Consider the following 17,607-nt stretch of genomic DNA (forward strand, 5'->3'; position numbering starts at 1 on the left):
CGCCCCTCATGTCATACGACAACGCTTCAAACCAAACACATTCAAATTCAAGACACTTGGATTGCCAATGCACATGCGTGTTTTAAAGAAACAGTTCCCAAAATCCTCAAGCCCATTTTGCGACAGCACCTACAAGAATATAAAATCTCTAAAGCCTCTAAAGCACTATTTTTTAAACCTCTAAAACTCTGCCTTTTAAAGAGTGGAGATTACGCATTGCCTCATGTTTTTGTTTCTCACATATCTTTTTGGCGATCACGCCCCTCATGTCATACGACAACGCTTCAAACCAAACACATTCAAATTCAAGACACTTGGATTGCCAATGCACATGCATGTTTTAAAGAAACATCTCTCAAAACCCTCAAGCCCATTTTGCGACAGCACCTACAAGAATACAAAATCTATAGAACACCATCTCTACACTTCATAAAAGTGCAAGCTGGCACCATCCATCATACACTTTACCTCCAATGATGCCCTTGAAACAGCATAAGAGGCATTTTTATTCATTTTTTGTAAAATTTCACTCCACGCGAGCTCATCTAGCTTGTAACGTACGAGCGACATGATTTTGGTTGATTTACTAGAAGCAGACTTGAAATGAGAGAATCCTACGGTATTCGAGGTTTTTCATTCAACATGCAAAACATTGAACACGGTCTATGAATCTCACGTTTTATAACCCCCCATGTTTTATAAAACAACGTGATGCGCCATAACAGGATAAAGGGAAATATTTATGAAGTGGTGCGGGTGGTCGGACTCGAACCGACACTCCTCTCGGAACCAGATTTTGAGTCTGGCGCGTCTACCAGTTCCACCACACCCGCACACAGCTATAAAAGACAGGACTATAAAAGACAGACTTGTCGATTATTCCTTTGCACTATATGAAGAAGAACAGATTCGTCAACAGAAGACTTCTCATTTTTTAAGAATTCATATCATTTTCTTATCTATTTTATGGAATATTTTCTTTATTGGATTTCTCTACCGGATTTATAGCAATCTCATTTGTAAAGTCTTTACCTCTTAAACTTATAAAAGCCTCATGATATTAAACAAATTAAAGCTTTGGACGATTTCTTTAGCAAATCGGCGTACAGCACCGCACTGGCTTGGTTTCATTGCCTTTATTGAAAGTTCTGTTTTTCCAATTCCCATAGATGTTTTATATATTCCGATGCTGCTTATTCATCAAAAGCAGGTTTATCGCTATGCTTTGATTGCGACGATCTGTTCTGTATTAGGAGGCATTGCCGGTTGGTTTATCGGACATTTTGCCTATGATACCCTTGCCAAGCCCATTTTAGAAATTTATGGTAAGGTTGAAAGTTTTGAATCTCTGAAAAATAGTGCAACCCTGCAATTTCTAATCATTTTACTGATAACATCAGGTTTTTTTCATCTTCCCCCCATCAAGATTGTCACAATTTTGGCTGGTGTCATGAGTGTACGTCTTGAACTTTTCGTGCTTATTTGTATTTTTTCTAGAGGCGCTCGTTTTTATCTTCTCGCGTGGCTGATTAAACATTTTGGGCAAAAAGCAATGAATTTTCTAGTACAGCATTTCAAATGGATTGTTCTCATTGGTTGTGTTAGCCTCCTTTTAATTTATGGGATTTTCATAGCTTTTTTAAACAAGAAGCTTTTATAAGGAACAGACTTAATGGCATGCGTTTTGTCTTCTCACCCACTTTTACACAAGCACCTTCATCTTGAACCCAGCAGAAAAGAACAAAGTTTGTGGGCTTTTTTTCTCGCTTTTTGCTTGTCTGCCACAATAGGTATTGCCCTTGGTTTTGAACATTTCGGAGGGTATCTTCCTTGCGATTTATGTCTCATAGAGCGTTTCCCCTATTATGGTGCCATACCATTTTTGCTTTTAGCAGGTTTTGGGGCATATTTTTTTCGCATAACTGCTTGGGTACAACTTTTATTTTTGTGTGTTTTTGTCTTAATGTGCATCAGCCTTGTTTTAGCCATTTATCATGCGGGTGTTGAATACGGCTTTTGGGCTGCTCCCCTCAGTTGTGGTTTAAGCGCAGTCAGAAAAACTTCAGACATTAACCAGTTGCTTAACCAATTAAACAACATTCATCCCCCTTCTTGTTCTGAAGCATCCGCACGCTTTCTTTTTCTTTCATTTGCCGGTTGGAATGTCGTCTCAAGCCTATTTTTCAGCCTTATAAGCCTCTATATTACTTCAAAAGGCATTCTTTCAAGCAATAAAAAACTCTAACCATAAAATAGAAACGAAACCGCGTTCACTCGTTCTCTCCAATCGCTTCCCCCCTAACCAACAACTCTCCAGTCACCAATCCCCACCCAAAACCACCCACCGCCAAACCACCCCACCAACACCAACGAGTCACCAACATCCCTCCTCTAGCGTTGTACTCAAAAGACAAAAATAAGCAGATACATCCATTTTATGGTTTCACCTCTCTGTACTTATAAGCAACATTTTGATAAAAACTCGTGATAGAAAAGCCGTAAAATAATAAGTGAGGGGACCAATAAATATAAATGGTCTGCTATGGCTGAAGATAAGAACACAGAGCCTTCTATCCTATCACCTATTTCCTTAGATATAACCAAACTTGAAGAACCATGTACTATGATGGAACATGATCATAATGCATGGCGCGAGCATATAAGAGAAAGAGATTTAAATGCGCCTTACCAAAAACCACCTCATATAAAACCACGAATCAAATCGGCACCACGCATCAGGCAAGTTTTTTGGTGCGATTTTCCTCATGATTCGATACTCCCTGAATTTTGGAAAAAGCGGCCTGTTTTAGTGCTTTCTAAGAATGCAAAATTATATGGAAATGTAACAGTTTTACCTTTTTCAACGAAATCACAACCCAATAATCCCGCTGCGTATCCAATACAATCTCCCATAGAGAATAAAAAAGCGTGGATTATCTGCAATTATGTCACAACAGTTTCTGTAAGTCGTTTAAGTTGCTCACGTACCGTTCCAAGATTATCCTGCGAAGATTTTCATAAAGTTGTAGCTCTGATGCTTAAATATTTACCGCATTTACACTATTGACTTTTGAGAAAAATAAGTGTATCTATATCAGCATACACGGCATCAGTAATGGTGACCGCTTCCCCGCAAGGGGAGATAGGAACGAAGGAGTGGGCAACCGCTCCTTTCGTCATTTTTGGTATTTTTTTGAAAACTGCCATTTTTTGCAACCTTCCCTAGAACATATCCAACATTCATTCTCCACCGTTGTTGTTTTGAAATATCTGCGATTTGGGATAAGCAGAAGACAATATCCACACCTTGGATCCGGTAAAGTTTCCCATGGAGATTACCGAGATATTGTACATACTCATCATTTCATTGCACAAAAAATCGTGCTGCCGTTGCTTAAACTTTATATGATTTTCCGCAACGGGAATATCTTTCCAAGATTGAAAAAAAGCTTCGCTTTATATGACCACACCTCAAACGATCGTATTTGACAAAATAACAAAGAAAATTCTCTAATAAACCAGAAATCAACACACGACCGATTTCTATCTCTTCACCAAAAACAATTGTTTATTGCCCTAACCACATTATTTCACCGGTCACATGACCTAACATAGCTTTTGCAGATAGATTTTCTTCCTCTTCTCCTAGAAACGATCTATGCTATTTTGGGATTTATTGCTGAATTGCTTATGCTTGCACTTTGAATGCCTTTTTTCTCACCATATAAAAGGTAGATAAAAAATAATTTCGTTTATCAGCTTTATTTTAAAGACACACCTATTTTTACAGGATACGTTCTCCCTTCTATCAGCCCTATCGCGTTCAATACACTTGTCGTTTCTAAACATGAACCACCAAGCATCACAATGGAGCAATAGACTCTCATCACTTTCATGGGCACTTGCATTGACAAGAGATAAACAAGAGTATTGATCACCACACACGGAGCAAAAATCTATAGCGACTATGCCATAGACTTTCGCCACGCACGGGTTATTCTTAAAGCATATTTATGATGAGATAATCATTTATGACATCCTTTTTGTTACGCCAAAGAACGGGTTTTGCTAACGAGTTTTACTATTGTGCAAATTTTTCAAGAGAAATCCTCACTCGCTCATAGATGACAAGATTTCTTTATGGAGAGAGCCTATGGCGCTCAGCTTTGACCTTTTCTATAACAACGATAAGTTCAAATTTTAACCAAAACGATAATACACCTACTCTAAACGATTTACGCACCACCTCATCGGCAACAGGCTGCTCCAATATCGGTGTATTTATCGGTGCATTTACTTGAGGATTTTTTGCACTTCCACGCACCGTAAAAAAAGAAAATATTTTTCTCATGTTGCATTCTCATTTCAATTTATAATGGATTGCAAAATGCCCAAAAAAATCAAACAAAAATAGAGAGGTAAGTTACGAAAACTACAGGGTAAATTTTACTGCCCCAAAATGTCTATTTTCCCCCGCCTGAACAGTCAGAGAAACACTATAAAAATTATTTTCATTGAAAAACAATTACTTATAATCTAGGGAAGAAAAGTAAAAATCTCCCCCAGAAAAAGAGATTACCTTCAGAATTATCAAAAAAAACAGCACAATTTTAGTGATCTTTTTATTTTTTTTCTTTTGATAAAAGAGAGCTGGCAGGTGTTTTAGGCGCCCCTCCGGTAGGTTCCCAATTCGCAACAGCCGCTAATTCCTCAATAACATCCTTTTTTAACTTACCATTTTTCTTATTGTGTAAATCATATTGATCAGCATTCTGTTGCAACCATTTTGCAAGCGTTCCTTTAACAGTTTTACCACCCTCAACCTCACTCACCGCTTCCCATGCCGCAACAATAGCAGCAAGCTTTGGAGCATAACGTGGATGCGTTGGATCTTGAAACGCATATTTTTGGTCCTTAGTCTCAGCAGAATCATCCTCAGGGAAAAAAAACGCAGGACGCAGACCACGCGATGAAAGCCATTCTTTTAAATCTTCAACGAGAACATATGAGGAATATGTCTCTATATAATTAGAAAAACTCGACCATTCTATCTTTAATTGATCGTCTTTTCCTGCCTGAACTATGGCATTATAAGCTCCTCGGAAACAAGCAGTTTTCTCTGATGATACGGAAAGGTTATCTTCGTAAATATCACTCTTTTCTGGTTCCGTTTCATCGTGAAACAAACACTTTCCTGGATTTAATCCAACTATTAAAAGCGCTGCCTGCGGTATTGTTAGTTTGTGCAAACCCAAAAACCATTCTAAACTATCATCAATGTCCATAGAGTTCCTCTTTTTTCTGCACAACTTAATTCTTTTTTAAAAACATCAAAAACGTTTGTTAACGCGTAGAGATTATGCACTTCTCACATTTCAACTCATCCCATACTTTAAATAAAAACACAGCACCCACACCCCTCCTTGTGATACACAAGAAAATGATTTGAATTGCTTCAATATAAGAAGTTTTGAAGTGAGAGGAAACCTACTGAATTTTGGTCTTTCATACAAGATATCAGGCAAGTTACAAGGCAATAAATGCCCCTTCATAAAGGGTAAATTTTTATGCGTGATCAAACAATTTAATATGATAACATCTCTCTCATTTATACACTCCCACCTTTATCTGCCCCTGCAATTACAGCACAAAAGATAATTCGTTACACGCTAACAAATCCACCTAAATGCAAAAGCTGTAACAACGCTAAAATGCGCGTAAATATCATAAGAATACTGTCTTACACCTCCACAAGCAGAATGAGTGGCGTAAAACTGTACAATAAAATGCCATACCTATAATGAACCGTGCTAAAGACTGTCGCAACACTGGGAGCTAAGGTGTACGATGATGCCGACTTGCTCTTTTATGAAGCGTAAAGATTAAGAAGACTCAATGGAGTTTATATTATTTCATGGAAATTTTGCCGCTCTACCCTTCTATACTCTTCACGGGGGCCCACCCTCGCGAAATGGGCTTTTATCCCTTGAATAAAGATCTCCTTTAAAAGAATCATTTCAAATTCCAAGAGCTATTACAGTCTTTTGAACGCATCAAATGAATGATGATGCCAAGCCTATTTCTTTTCCTATATTCTCGAGCATCAATACATTAGAATGCTCCATTCAAACGCCCCTTTAGCAAAATAAAGCACATTGTCTCTTAAATTTTTCACGCAATTATTTCTTTCATGCACCCCTGTCGACTCCACTTGATAAATCTCCTTGTACTTTCTCAACATCCCATCACCTTTTTTCTCAGTGCAACCTTTTTGTAATTTGTCAGTTTTTAACTTTTAGATTGACTTTCGGTTTATTTTTCTTATGTTTTAGAATTATTCTAAAGTACAGAGGAACAGAAAATGTTGAGATCGTTTTTTTCATTTGTACAACGTAAAGCTCTGTCCTTTCGTTCAGCACAAAACGTGATACTTAAAGCGCTCAAAATAAAAGAGCAACATGCGGCGCTCTATTTAAAATATGCAAAAGCTCTAGAACCTTATTCCTCTAAGGAAGCGGCGGTTTTTACCGCCATGGGGCTTCAAGAGCTTAAAAATTATCAGCAACTTTTGTGCCTTTCTTGCCATAATCGTGCAAACACTATCGGTTCATTATGTGACAAAACTTCTCTTGTGAAAGGCAAGAGCCGCCATCCCTCCCAAAAAACAACAGCGGCAAATCACACCATAAAAAAACCCTCGAAAACGCAAAGACAAACACTTTTGACTTGGATTCAACCAGGTCTTGCAGGATTAATGGATGGCTCTGTCTCCACCCTTGCCCCCATTTTTGCCGCAGCTTTTGCCACGGGAGACACGCATCAAACTTTTTTGATAGGGCTCTCAGCTTCAATTGGTGCGGGACTTTCAATGGGTTTTACAGAAGCAGCCCATGATGACGGCAAATTATCAGGGCGTGGTTCGCCATTAAAAAGAGGTCTTGCCAGCGGCATTATGACAACATTAGGAGGACTAGGTCATACTCTTCCCTATTTGATCAACTCTTTTTATGTAGCGACAATTATTGCTTTTATCATTGTTTTTTTCGAACTAGGCGCCATCGTCTGGATTCAGAACAAATACATGTCAACTCCCTTTTGGCGCGCCTCTTTACAGGTCATCATTGGGGGTGCTCTGGTTTTTGCCACGGGTATTCTTATCGGTAGTATCTAAAAAATCTTATCTGTAACCATAATTTAGATCTCAAATAAGCGCATGCCCCTAGGCATAAGCCATCCTTGATGATGCCATTATTGAAAAATGCCTTTGATGATGTTAGGTGGTGTTGTGGAATATTTTAAGTCAGCAAGAGATGATAAGCAAGCTCTGGGGACAACCTATATCCACACACCTTTATCGACTTGGTTTTATAGATATCTTTTGTTAAAGTATCATTTTCTTCTAGACCTCATATTTTGGAAATGCCTTGATCATGTCGCACACTGAAACCAACGCCTCTCTAAACAACCATCCTGTCTCTTCTCAATCTTCACATGCCCAGACTTTATCCGTTCAGCGTCTTCCACACGGACAAGGTTTAGAACTTCCTTGCTACGCAACAGCAGGTTCTGCGGGTCTTGATCTACGGGCAGCAATTGGAGAAGAAGAAACGCTTGTTCTTGCCCCTGGGCAGCGGGCACTTATTCCAACAGGTCTCATTTTTCATTTATCTCTTGGGTTTGAAGCACAAATACGTCCACGCTCTGGCTTAGCCTTAAAACACGGCATCACATGCCTCAACACTCCAGGAACGATTGATAGTGACTACCGTGGTGAAGTCAAAGTCCTTCTTATCAATTTAGGACAAGAAGACTTTTCAATCCAACGGGGCATGCGCATTGCCCAAACAGTCATCGCCCCCGTATCTCAAGTTAATGTTTGCGCCATTGAACCAGAGCAAAATACCCCAAGCCATAACGAGAGCCGTGGAACAGGAGGTTTTGGTTCAACGGGACACACTTAAGAAGCTCTGAAAAATCGCTCCTCTCAAAATAACACACATACTTATTCCAACCACTCTTTCACTTAAAACCCCTTGTGCTTTTAAAGTGCAGAGGGAATGCGCATTTGCTTTCAAAGTTTTTTCACTAAACGCCCCTCTAAACAAGCATCTCTCAATTACGTCTCGTGCGCTATACAAAACTTCATTATCACCAGATACCCCTCCCCCATAACAAAAACATTGGCATTAACCATTGAGCGTTCACACACTGCTTGTAATGTCGACAATCTATACATCATACTGGAAATTCTTTGCGCTTTTAAAGTGCAGAGGGAATGCGCATTTGCTTTCAAAGTTTTTTCACTAAACGCCCCTCTAAATAATCATCTCTCAATTACGTCTCTCACGCTATACAAAACTTCATTAACACCCGATACCCCTTCCCCATAACAAAAACATTGGCATTAACCATTGAGCGTTCACACACTGCTTGTAATGTCGACAATCTATACATCATATTGATTTATAATAATAATGAATTGTCTTTCAACTTAAATGAGAAATCTCAATACTGTAAGATTGTTTCATGGCAAGCTTATTTATATTAAATCAATCAAAAGCATGTTTCTCACATTCCAAACGTGGTTAGCATACAGATAAAAACTGAAAAAATGCCTACAATGAATACGTATATTAACACTGTCTTGGGAAAAAAATATAAATACGATAATGGTGCTCGCTTACTCTTTTATTAAGCATAAAGAGAGTGAGGTTCGATAGATTTTTTGATTATTTTACGGGGGCTTTACCGTTATACCATTTATGAACACCGCCGCAAAAAGAGCTTTACGATGTATTAAGACACACAACAATCGCCTCTGCTGTTTTCTTGATCACACCTCTTGCGGCAAAATGAGTAGTGCTTAATCCTAAAAAAACCGATTCAATATATGAACCCCCTACGTAATATCAAACCCATGCGTATTTGGTTTAATAAATCCACGGAACCCTCATCAATTTCACTCTACGAGTTTGAGTAATATGCTTTGCTTCCTGCAACAAAGGCTGTTTTTTATCACTGATCAGAGACATCGGCTGGAATATTAGCGTTTCCCGTAGTGCTCGTTGTTACGGCATCCACATGCCCCACAACGTTACCACCCGCGCTACCACCCGCTCCATCGACAGCAGCATCCGCTACCCCTGTTGTTTTATTATTGATCTCACCTCTTGAAACAAGATTGGTAGAGTTTTGCAATCCTACAAGACCGATTTTATGATACCCAGCCATACGTATTTGATTTAATAAATCGATGACAGTACCATAATCAATTTCGCTATCTGCTTTGATTAAAATTTTTGTCTCTAAATTTTGCGTCGTTTCCCTCAACAAAGCTTCTCTCAAAGCTGCTTGTTCTACAAGATGATCACCAATGTAAAGAGAACGATCTTTTTGCAACGTAACATAAAGAGGTTCATCAGACTGAACCACTGAAGGTGCTTGAGTTATAGAAGGAAGCTGAACGGAAATGGCAGATGTTGCCAAAGGCGCAGCAACCATAAAAACAATAAGCAACACCAATACAACATCAATAAAAGGGGTCACATTGATTTCGCTTTGCAACCCACTCTCGTCTATATCCCAATCATTATTAAGGCTTGCTTTCATTTTTTATGACTTTTCTGTTGTCTTTGTCTATCAAGTTCACGGCTCAAGAGCCTTTCAAGAGCAGCAGCGATATCACCTAAATCACTACGATAACCACTCAAAGCACGCATAAGGCTATTATACATAACAACAGCGGGAATAGCCACAAAAAGCCCAACAGCCGTTGCGAATAAGGCTTCAGCAATTCCAGGCGCCACCACATCAAGTCGCGTTGTTTGAGACTGAGCAATCCCAATAAAAGAATTCATAATTCCCCAAACAGTTGCAAAAAGACCAACAAAAGGAGCAATTGCGCCAATAGTTGCAAGAACAGCGCTTCCACATGCAACACGGCGTGTAGCAGCCAGCAAGCAGCGTGACAAAAGTGAATGAACCCTTTCTTTTAAACCTTCATGAACATCACGAGCCTTAGCATCGCGAACATCGCGGGAAACATCTTCATATTGATTGCTCTCCTCATAAAAGAGAATATCTTCAATCGTTTGTGCATTTTCCCCTACACTGGTTTTTTCACCAGAGCTTTCGTTTATCCCTTCAGGAGCAGAAAAATGAACCTGTTGTGCAGAAAGATAAACCTCTTTAAGGACTTCTTTGAGAAAAAACACACCAGCCCCTTTGCTTTCTTTCAAACTAGCTGCCAAACGCGTAAGAGTCTGAGCATTTAGAACCAATTGAAGTTCATGACGTACTCTTCGTTTTACCAAAGTGATCTCAACAATTTTCACAAAAGCAATTGTCCAAGACATAAGAGAAGCAAGTAACAAAATAATGATAACGGCTTTTACCACCCAATCAGCAGCCATAAACATAGAAAGAGGAGAAAAATCATGCACTGTCAATACAGCAGACATATTATCTAAAGGGACTGTTTTATCTAAAGGGACTGTTTCAGATTCCATTTTTATCTCACATTCTTGTGCTCTTATCTTTATTTATGAGCTGGATCGTCACCCCGCATAGCATCACTGTTCCACAATGCCACTACCCTTTTAACGTTGCTTTTGTATTCCTCTTAAGAAAGAAAACTTGATAAATCAAGTATAGTTTTATTTCACAAGCTCTCTCTTGTTTTAAAGAAATTACTCAAGAAATTTTTCTCTAACAATTCAACAAGTTTATCTTACCCAATCAATTTATTGCATAAATTAGGCAAAATGATAAACTTACAAGAAGTATCGCATATAATATTTTAATTTATAAGAATAATTTATCATCGTTCCTGTCAAATAAATCTCTCATATCGCAAAGCTTTTCTCATTTCAGCGGCTCTTTTAAATCCAACAAAATATTTTCTTACATGAAACAAGCAGCAAAAATATCATAAAACTCTTGAAGAAAAGGATATGCACATCTCTAACAACCCCTACACTGAAGTACCTCTCCTATCCTAAAATAAAAATATACCTTACGTTTTAAAAAAAGAACTATCGCAATATCTTAAACTGACCAAAAGTATCATGGGCAGCGCGTGTTGCCCCCAAATACATAGAGAGCAAAGAGCCGCAATATTCTTTTCTTTTTCTTTGCTTCAAAAGCATAAAAATGACAGTACTTCTGCCGCAAAATCGCAACAACGATGTTTTTTACCTGTCACAAGCCTAAAAAATAAACCTCAACACGCTTTTTAAAAAACTTTTATAAAAAAACTGCGCCACGAGAAACTGAAGAATGGTGCTAAATTACTGCAAAAGCATAAGACAATTCTCAACAGATGCGACCCTTTACAGACAAAGCATATCGTATAGGAAAGATTTATTTTATCAAAAACAGTTTTAAATTCGACAAAATGAAAGGAACCAAAAAAAGCTTTTGGCGTTACTCAAGCAGTGAAAATTTTCACTCCAATGCAAATGATCACTATGAACACACCAATACAAATATAATGAATCAAGAGGGAAAAATACCATGGCCCATAATAAAACAACACAGCACGATAAATCAGCCGTAGAAAAAGACCTACAAGGACAATTAGAAACGTTACGCACTGAAATTTCAGGGATTACCTCAACCCTAACAGATCTTGGTGCAAACAAATTCAACGCCGCCAAAGACAAAGCGGAAAAACTATATCACTCAGCGAAAGAACGTGGTGAAGACATGATGTCTCAAGCAAAAGACAAAATCAGTGATCTTGAACAAACTATGAATCAATGCGTTCGCAAAAATCCTGGCAAAAGCGTTCTTTTTGCAGCAGGCGTTGGTTTTATTCTTTCTCAATTACTACGTCGTTAAGCAATGCATAAGTTTATCGCTCCTCTTTTAAACCATCTTGTCGGTGGAGGGCTTAAAAGCACAGTCAAGCAAGTACGCCTTCAAGCAATTTTCTATGGGTTTATTAGCATTTCATTCTTCATGTCTTTGCTTTTTTTATGTACCATCGGTTTTATTGCGTTATGTTCTGTTATGAAGCCTCTTGCTGCCGCCAGTATCATGTTTTTAATTTGTCTTTCTCTTGCGGGATTAGGTCTTATTATCAGTCGCATTCTCAAAACTTATCAACGCTATGACCAACAAAAAAAGACAGAAGAACAACGCCACAAACTCATGACAGATGCGACCGTTTCCAGCCTTGCAGCTCTCAGTCAACATCTCCCTTTTGCCAAATTGAGTGTTCCCATTCTCGGACTTGCAACTTATTTTTTGTGGAAAAAAGATAAAAAAGACCGCTTTTCAGAGTAAAATATGTAAAGCTGTCACTCTAAATCCCCCTCTCAATGTGCTTTCTTTTGTTATAAAAGAAAGCACATTTTTTTCCTCATAGTCTCTTTAGCTTCTTCAAATACCTGAAAAAAAATCCCCTTCATTTTGCTAAAAATTCCATAGAACCGCTACACTCTCTTTCAGATTGCAACCCATATTTCATGAACATAACAACATAAGGCAATGCTTGCATTAGAAGTCCTAGTTTGATTTGAAGCCATTTATTGTTTTTTGAAGGAGATGATGTTCCGTTTCTGCCTTTCTCTATATTTTCATAAGCTTTTTTCAGAACCAAAGGTCACATCAGTAGTTTGCATGTGTTTATATTTTTCTGAACACTCATGTTTGTTACAATGACTATTTTGTTTAGGGGAAGGAAACGCGCTCTCCCATAGCGCTGTAGTAAACAACCTATAGGATATTTTAAACACAACAATTTTCCATGAAGAGCGTTGTCCACCAAGGACTGTGTGGATTATCATTAACTTTTTTCTGATAAGATTTGCAGTAGAATATTGTCTTGATTTTTAAATAGCGCTTGAGAGAACGCTTTATCAATAATGGTCAATATTAATTATGGTCAATGGGATTATAGCTTCCATGATCTCTTCGCCAATCTTCTGGTTGTTGAAATTGGCTCGACCATAAACCGTTTTGTGCTTTTTGAGCAGCAGATTGTAGGGTTTTATAGTCTGCTGGGGATGGAAAATGATGCTGATCTTTTGTCAACACCATCAACCCTTCAGCAAGCCCCAACCGCGCCAGATCAACCCCATCTACAAAACATTGTGCATAATGAACCTGTTGAACGACACGTGCTTGCCGACAAGTAACCTTTTTATCAATTGTTTTTGAGACAAGCCAAGCCGTAACAAAAGCACCGCAAGGCCACTTAACTCCGTTGCGTGAGGCAAATTGTCGTGTTTCACAGCTTTCCACACCATATAATCGGATATCACGGATGATCTTTTTTCTCCACCCATCATCTACAAGCGTGATCATTTTAAAGGTCACACCACTTGTAACCTGTATAGCACCGGAATAGACCGGCACATTTTCTTCATAAAATTGTGATGCGATTGGTTCTGAATGCAATACCACATTTTGTTGATTTACGTCTTGTTGGTTTGCATAATCAACCACTTGTGACTTCGGATTTTGAACGGGGTTTCCAATTGTCTTTTCTGATCCTTCAAAAAGAGAAAATTGCATAATATTTTCAGTATGTTGACTGAAATAAAAGTATCCTAAAATAATAATACAAATTAAGACAATATATTTAGGCGCTGATCGAAGATATTTTAAAAGTATCATTTTGAATATTACTATATTTTTTGTTCATTAAATAATAAAAGATTAAATATTATTAATTTATCGATAGAAAAATTTATTTTTTTCATTTATATGATTCCCGATTAATATTTTGAATATTAATTTTGTGATTAACTTAAACATAAAGCGGGGGAATTTTCATGAAAAACATGAATAATTCGTTCATTAATGAACATACCTTACAAAAAACTATTCTATCCAACACCCAAAAGAAATGGTTAACAGCAGCATTGATGCTGTTTATTGCCTTCATGGCACTGAGTGAACCAGCATTTGCTGATGGCGGCTTCGGAAAAATTGAAACTGCTCTTGATAAAATCATTGAAGCTTTAACAGGAAAAATTGCAACATCAATTGCAACCATTGCGGTTGCTGGTATTGGGCTTGCATGGATTGCTGGTTATGTTGAAATGCGTAAAGCTTTTTTCGTTTGTGTTGGCATCGGCATTGTTATGGGTGCAACGCAAATTGTATCAATGTTTTCCCATTAAACGTTGCCTTTCAAAGCCATGAAAGAGCACGACAAGCTAACAGAAGATACGTTATTTCTTGCTTGCACGCGCCCTGCAATGATTGCAGGCGTGACGGTGGAAGCTATGGGATTAAATGGGATAGGAACGATGATATTGTTCATTATGGCAGGCAATATTTTTCTTCTAACCTTTGGTGTGATGCTGCATTTCATATTCAAGGAAATCCTAAAGCATGACCATAACAAATTTCGTATTCTTCTGACATGGCAAAAAACAAGTATTTTTGCCAGAAATTCGAGTCTATGGGGTGGGGGAAGTATTTCTCCATTACGATTAATTCGTAATTATGAGGAATTACAATGAATAGAACAGAGCGCAAACGTGAAAAGCAGCCAGAGGCGATCATTCCTTATGTGCGCCATGTCAATAAACACATCATTGCGCTGGATTCACGCGCTCTCATGAGCGTTATTAAACTTGAAGGGATTAACTTTGAGACAGCGGATATTATTGATCTGAATGTGCTTCACGAACAGCTCAATAATCTGTTTAAAAACATAGCGGATGAACGGATAGCGCTTTATAGCCATATTATCAGAAAGCGTGAAACGATTTATCCGGATGGGACTTTCAGATCGGCATTTGCCAAGCAATTAGATGATAAATATCGCGACCGGATGATTTCACAGGAGCTTTATCGCAATGAGCTTTATCTTTCTATTTTGTGGAATCCACACGTTGATCAAACGGATAAATTAGTGGAGTTTTTCAAACGTTTAGGCAAAGCCAAGCAAGAAAAGACAGAAGTTGATGCAGAGTCCATTCGCAAGCTTGAAGATATTACCACAGATCTTATTCAAAATTTAGAGCGTTATGGTGCAAGAAGATTGAGTCTTTATGAACATGAAGGCAATATTTATTCGCAGCAAAGTGAGTTTATCCACCAATTGGTGGGAGGTCGTCGTGAACGTATCCCTCTCACATGGGGGACGATAGCTTCGACTGTTTATTCAGACCGTCTCATTTTTGGAAAAGAGATCATAGAAATACGCACCGAGGCGGGACAGCGGTTTGCGGGCATGTTTGGTTGGAAAGAATATCCAGCAAAAACTAGGGTAGGCATGGCGGATGGTTTGCTCACCCTTCCCTTTGAGTTTATTTTCACCCAATCTTTTATTTTCAAGAGCAAAAATGCTGCCAAGCAAATTATGGGGCGCAAACAAAACCAAATGGTCAATGCAGGAGACCGTGCGGGCTCACAAATTATGGAACTGGATGATGCGCTTGATGATCTTGAATCCAATCGTTTTGTTTTAGGGGAGCATCATTTATCATTGGCAGTTTTTGCTGATACGCCGCAAGAGTTAGCGGATAATCTTGCCAAAGCGCGTTCTCGTCTTACAGATGGTGGGGCTGTCATTGCGCGGGAAGACTTAGGGTTAGCGGCGGCTTGGTGGGCACAATTGCCTGGCAATTATGCTTATCGCACCCGCTCTGGTGCGATAACAAGCCGCAATTATGCAGCGCTTTCTCCTTTTCATTCTTTTCCGGTTGGAAAAATAGATGGCAATGTGTGGGGACCAGCGGTAGCCTTGATGAAAACCTCTGCTGGTTCACCGTTTTATTTTAACTTTCACTTTGGTGATTTAGGCAATACGTTTGTTTGTGGTCCCTCTGGTTCTGGGAAAACGGTTATTGTCAATTTTCTTTTAGCACAACTTCAAAAGCATGATCCCAATATGGTCTTTTTTGACAAAGATCGGGGCGCAGAACTTTTTGTCAGAGCGGGTGGCGGCACTTATATGCCCTTGAAGAATGGTAGACCGACAGGCATAGCACCGCTAAAAGGCTTAGACTATAACAATCCAGCAGATAGAGTTTTTTTACGCCAATGGATTATAAAGCTTGTTTCGTCTGAAGATCAAAAGATCAGTGAATCAGAAAGACAAGATATTTCTGCTGCTGTTGACCAACTTGCCTTGTTGCCAAAAGAACAACGGACAATATCGGCCTTACAAATGTTTTTTGACACCACGCACAGGGAGGGGATAGCGGGTCGTTTAGAAAGATGGTGTAAAGGCAATGCCTTAGGGTGGGTTTTTGACAATCCTGATGACGACATTGGCATTGATGCAAAATTTATTGGTTATGACATGACGGATTTTTTAGACAATAATGAAATTCGTCCCCCATTAATGATGTATCTTTTTCATAGGATTTTGTCTCTGATTGATGGGCGTCGTATTATCATTGTCATTGATGAGTTTTGGAAAGCCTTAGAGGATGATTCCTTTAAAGCCTTTGCGCAAGACAGGCTGAAAACTATCCGTAAACAAAATGGTTTGATGTTGTTTGCAACGCAATCTCCCAAAGATGCGATCAATTCGACCATTGCCCACACCATTATAGAGCAATGCCCAACACAGATTTATTTTCCCAATCAAAAGGGCAATCATGGGGATTATGTAGAAGGTTTTAAATTATCGGACAGAGAATTTAACCTGATACAATCAGAATTAAGCCGTGAGTCACGGCGTTTTCTCATCAAACAAGGACAAAGTTCAGTTGTAGCAGAACTGAATTTACGCGGCTTTGATGATGAAATAGCCATTTTAAGTGGCACCACCAAGAATATTGAACTCCTAGAGACCATTATGGATGAAGTTGGACAATCTCCAGAAAAATGGCTTCCTATTTTTCAAGAAAGGTCAAAACAATGAAAAAACTTTTATTGGCAACAACCGTCTATGCAGCTTCATTTGGCTTTCAAACAAATGCATTCGCTATCATGGTATATGATCCCGCGGCTGTAGGACAAATAATGAAACAAGTCCAGCAAGGCACACAACAACTTAACAAATTGCAAGAACAAATTCAACAAGGTGCACAACAGCTTGACCAATTAAAGAGCCAACTCGATCAAGCGAAACAATTATATAACTCCCTAAATGTCAAGCCTGACATTTCGGGATTGAAAGAGATGTTTAACAAGCAAGGGAGCAGTGGCGCCCTTCCTTCAGATTTTAACCACTTTCAACAATCGATGGGCAGTGGCGGCGGTGGCGGCGGCGGCAGCAAAAACACGCAAAAATGGCAAGAAGAACTTAAATACAAAGAGCCCTCAGGGGGTGCTGGATCAAAAGAGGCAGCAGATGCTTTTTACGCACAAGAAGTGAAAAAAGCCGAACAGGACACGGTAGGACAGGCAGCCAAAGGCCAAGACGTCTACGAAGAAGCCAGTGAAACACAAAAAACCATTAACAAGCTCCTTGACGAACTTGGAAGTACTAAAGATTCGGGTAAAATTCAAGGCATTCAAGCACAATTATCAGCAATACAAGCAAAACTCCAAACACAAGTTCTCCAAATGCAAGCCGCCGCGATGATTCAACAAGCGGAATACAAAGCTGCCGAACAACGAGCTTACGAAGAATTTGCAGCGCGATATGCAGATTATGCCAAAAAACTCGGTGGTCAATAAACGGGAGAAAAG

18 protein-coding genes and 1 tRNA gene are annotated in these 17,607 nt (G+C 38.9%); 12 read left to right on the forward strand and 7 right to left on the reverse strand.

Features of this window, described 5'->3' with window-relative positions:
* A partial coding sequence (locus tag ACFILW_RS02250) for a hypothetical protein (RefSeq protein WP_375685044.1) occupies positions 1-477 on the forward strand: 477 nt, incomplete at its 5' end.
* A 271-nt stretch (positions 478-748) separates the two neighbouring features.
* Here the strand turns inward: ACFILW_RS02250 and ACFILW_RS02255 are convergent.
* Positions 749-833 (reverse strand) — tRNA-Leu (locus tag ACFILW_RS02255).
* Between the two features lie 221 nt (positions 834-1,054).
* Between ACFILW_RS02255 and ACFILW_RS02260 the strand changes: the two genes are divergently transcribed.
* The 3 genes from ACFILW_RS02260 (at position 1,055) to ACFILW_RS02270 (ending at position 3,067) form a co-directional block, all read left to right on the forward strand.
* Complete coding sequence (locus ACFILW_RS02260) at positions 1,055-1,660, forward strand: YqaA family protein (protein ID WP_375685046.1); 606 nt, start codon at positions 1,055-1,057, stop codon at positions 1,658-1,660.
* 12 nt (positions 1,661-1,672) lie between these two features.
* Positions 1,673-2,245 carry a disulfide bond formation protein B gene (locus ACFILW_RS02265; RefSeq protein WP_375622893.1) on the forward strand — a complete coding sequence of 191 codons (573 nt, stop codon included), beginning with the start codon at positions 1,673-1,675 and terminating at the stop codon, positions 2,243-2,245.
* A gap of 297 nt (positions 2,246-2,542) precedes the next feature.
* Positions 2,543-3,067: a type II toxin-antitoxin system PemK/MazF family toxin gene (locus ACFILW_RS02270; protein ID WP_375685048.1), complete on the forward strand. Its 525-nt coding sequence runs from the start codon at positions 2,543-2,545 to the stop codon at positions 3,065-3,067.
* A 1,071-nt stretch (positions 3,068-4,138) separates the two neighbouring features.
* Here ACFILW_RS02270 and ACFILW_RS02275 read toward each other — a convergent pair.
* Together ACFILW_RS02275 and ACFILW_RS02280 are read right to left on the reverse strand one after the other, a co-directional pair.
* A complete protein-coding gene (locus ACFILW_RS02275) occupies positions 4,139-4,351 on the reverse strand; it encodes a hypothetical protein (protein WP_375646513.1) in 213 nt (70 codons plus the stop codon).
* A gap of 271 nt (positions 4,352-4,622) precedes the next feature.
* Positions 4,623-5,285 carry a hypothetical protein gene (locus tag ACFILW_RS02280; RefSeq protein WP_375685050.1) on the reverse strand — a complete coding sequence of 221 codons (663 nt, stop codon included), beginning with the start codon at positions 5,283-5,285 and terminating at the stop codon, positions 4,623-4,625.
* A gap of 1,076 nt (positions 5,286-6,361) precedes the next feature.
* Between ACFILW_RS02280 and ACFILW_RS02285 the strand changes: the two genes are divergently transcribed.
* Positions 6,362-7,171: a VIT1/CCC1 transporter family protein gene (locus ACFILW_RS02285; RefSeq protein ID WP_375646516.1), complete on the forward strand. Its 810-nt coding sequence runs from the start codon at positions 6,362-6,364 to the stop codon at positions 7,169-7,171.
* A 259-nt stretch (positions 7,172-7,430) separates the two neighbouring features.
* On the forward strand, positions 7,431-7,961 hold the full coding sequence (gene dut, locus ACFILW_RS02290; RefSeq protein WP_375622905.1) for a dUTP diphosphatase: 531 nt from the start codon (positions 7,431-7,433) through the stop codon (positions 7,959-7,961).
* A 155-nt stretch (positions 7,962-8,116) separates the two neighbouring features.
* Here the strand turns inward: dut and ACFILW_RS02295 are convergent, their stop codons facing one another.
* The 3 genes from ACFILW_RS02295 to ACFILW_RS02305 form a co-directional block, all read right to left on the reverse strand.
* Positions 8,117-8,239 (reverse strand): hypothetical protein, encoded by a 123-nt coding sequence (locus ACFILW_RS02295; RefSeq protein WP_375670636.1) that lies wholly within the window; start codon positions 8,237-8,239, stop codon positions 8,117-8,119.
* A 776-nt stretch (positions 8,240-9,015) separates the two neighbouring features.
* Positions 9,016-9,609 carry a biopolymer transporter ExbD gene (locus tag ACFILW_RS02300; protein WP_375685051.1) on the reverse strand — a complete coding sequence of 198 codons (594 nt, stop codon included), beginning with the start codon at positions 9,607-9,609 and terminating at the stop codon, positions 9,016-9,018.
* A complete protein-coding gene (locus ACFILW_RS02305) occupies positions 9,606-10,508 on the reverse strand; it encodes a MotA/TolQ/ExbB proton channel family protein (RefSeq protein WP_375650080.1) in 903 nt (300 codons plus the stop codon). Before ACFILW_RS02305 ends, ACFILW_RS02300 begins: the two co-directional genes overlap by 4 nt.
* A gap of 1,006 nt (positions 10,509-11,514) precedes the next feature.
* Between ACFILW_RS02305 and ACFILW_RS02310 the strand changes: the two genes are divergently transcribed.
* Both ACFILW_RS02310 and ACFILW_RS02315 read left to right on the forward strand, forming a co-directional pair.
* The gene (locus tag ACFILW_RS02310) at positions 11,515-11,841 is read left to right on the forward strand and encodes a YqjD family protein (protein ID WP_375685053.1); all 327 of its coding nucleotides are present in this window, start codon (positions 11,515-11,517) and stop codon (positions 11,839-11,841) included.
* Between the two features lie 3 nt (positions 11,842-11,844).
* Positions 11,845-12,288, forward strand: a complete 444-nt coding sequence (locus tag ACFILW_RS02315; RefSeq protein WP_375612521.1) for a hypothetical protein — start codon at positions 11,845-11,847, stop codon at positions 12,286-12,288.
* A gap of 591 nt (positions 12,289-12,879) precedes the next feature.
* On the opposite strand, the gene ACFILW_RS02320 is transcribed toward ACFILW_RS02315, so the two are convergent.
* A complete protein-coding gene (locus tag ACFILW_RS02320) occupies positions 12,880-13,623 on the reverse strand; it encodes a nuclease (RefSeq protein WP_375685056.1) in 744 nt (247 codons plus the stop codon).
* A 158-nt stretch (positions 13,624-13,781) separates the two neighbouring features.
* On the opposite strand from ACFILW_RS02320, the gene ACFILW_RS02325 reads away from it, so the two are divergent.
* Genes ACFILW_RS02325 through ACFILW_RS02340 form a run of 4 tightly spaced genes read left to right on the forward strand, consistent with a single transcriptional unit; the run spans position 13,782 to position 17,595 of the window.
* Positions 13,782-14,132 carry a TrbC/VirB2 family protein gene (locus ACFILW_RS02325; RefSeq protein WP_375613238.1) on the forward strand — a complete coding sequence of 117 codons (351 nt, stop codon included), beginning with the start codon at positions 13,782-13,784 and terminating at the stop codon, positions 14,130-14,132.
* Between the two features lie 18 nt (positions 14,133-14,150).
* Positions 14,151-14,477, forward strand: a complete 327-nt coding sequence (locus ACFILW_RS02330; RefSeq protein WP_273790924.1) for a type IV secretion system protein VirB3 — start codon at positions 14,151-14,153, stop codon at positions 14,475-14,477.
* Complete coding sequence (locus tag ACFILW_RS02335) at positions 14,474-16,834, forward strand: VirB4 family type IV secretion/conjugal transfer ATPase (RefSeq protein ID WP_375650061.1); 2,361 nt, start codon at positions 14,474-14,476, stop codon at positions 16,832-16,834. Before ACFILW_RS02330 ends, ACFILW_RS02335 begins: the two co-directional genes overlap by 4 nt.
* Positions 16,831-17,595, forward strand: coding sequence for a type IV secretion system protein (locus ACFILW_RS02340; RefSeq protein WP_375685058.1), 765 nt, complete (start codon positions 16,831-16,833; stop codon positions 17,593-17,595). Before ACFILW_RS02335 ends, ACFILW_RS02340 begins: the two co-directional genes overlap by 4 nt.
* Positions 17,596-17,607 lie beyond the last annotated feature (12 nt).

The organism is Bartonella sp. TT110JLCBS (assembly GCF_042193405.1).
In the GTDB taxonomy this organism is placed as follows: domain Bacteria; phylum Pseudomonadota; class Alphaproteobacteria; order Rhizobiales; family Rhizobiaceae; genus Bartonella.

Coding starts and splice junctions, on each gene's coding strand:
- ACFILW_RS02260 (WP_375685046.1), top strand. CDS start 1,055: ATGATATTAAACAAATTAAAGCTTTGGACGATTTCTTTAGCAAATCGG.
- ACFILW_RS02265 (WP_375622893.1), top strand. CDS start 1,673: ATGGCATGCGTTTTGTCTTCTCACCCACTTTTACACAAGCACCTTCAT.
- ACFILW_RS02270 (WP_375685048.1), top strand. CDS start 2,543: ATGGCTGAAGATAAGAACACAGAGCCTTCTATCCTATCACCTATTTCC.
- ACFILW_RS02275 (WP_375646513.1), bottom strand. CDS start 4,351: ATGAGAAAAATATTTTCTTTTTTTACGGTGCGTGGAAGTGCAAAAAAT.
- ACFILW_RS02280 (WP_375685050.1), bottom strand. CDS start 5,285: ATGGACATTGATGATAGTTTAGAATGGTTTTTGGGTTTGCACAAACTA.
- ACFILW_RS02285 (WP_375646516.1), top strand. CDS start 6,362: ATGTTGAGATCGTTTTTTTCATTTGTACAACGTAAAGCTCTGTCCTTT.
- dut (WP_375622905.1), top strand. CDS start 7,431: ATGTCGCACACTGAAACCAACGCCTCTCTAAACAACCATCCTGTCTCT.
- ACFILW_RS02295 (WP_375670636.1), bottom strand. CDS start 8,239: ATGATGTATAGATTGTCGACATTACAAGCAGTGTGTGAACGCTCAATG.
- ACFILW_RS02300 (WP_375685051.1), bottom strand. CDS start 9,609: ATGAAAGCAAGCCTTAATAATGATTGGGATATAGACGAGAGTGGGTTG.
- ACFILW_RS02305 (WP_375650080.1), bottom strand. CDS start 10,508: ATGGAATCTGAAACAGTCCCTTTAGATAAAACAGTCCCTTTAGATAAT.
- ACFILW_RS02310 (WP_375685053.1), top strand. CDS start 11,515: ATGGCCCATAATAAAACAACACAGCACGATAAATCAGCCGTAGAAAAA.
- ACFILW_RS02315 (WP_375612521.1), top strand. CDS start 11,845: ATGCATAAGTTTATCGCTCCTCTTTTAAACCATCTTGTCGGTGGAGGG.
- ACFILW_RS02320 (WP_375685056.1), bottom strand. CDS start 13,623: ATGATACTTTTAAAATATCTTCGATCAGCGCCTAAATATATTGTCTTA.
- ACFILW_RS02325 (WP_375613238.1), top strand. CDS start 13,782: ATGAAAAACATGAATAATTCGTTCATTAATGAACATACCTTACAAAAA.
- ACFILW_RS02330 (WP_273790924.1), top strand. CDS start 14,151: ATGAAAGAGCACGACAAGCTAACAGAAGATACGTTATTTCTTGCTTGC.
- ACFILW_RS02335 (WP_375650061.1), top strand. CDS start 14,474: ATGAATAGAACAGAGCGCAAACGTGAAAAGCAGCCAGAGGCGATCATT.
- ACFILW_RS02340 (WP_375685058.1), top strand. CDS start 16,831: ATGAAAAAACTTTTATTGGCAACAACCGTCTATGCAGCTTCATTTGGC.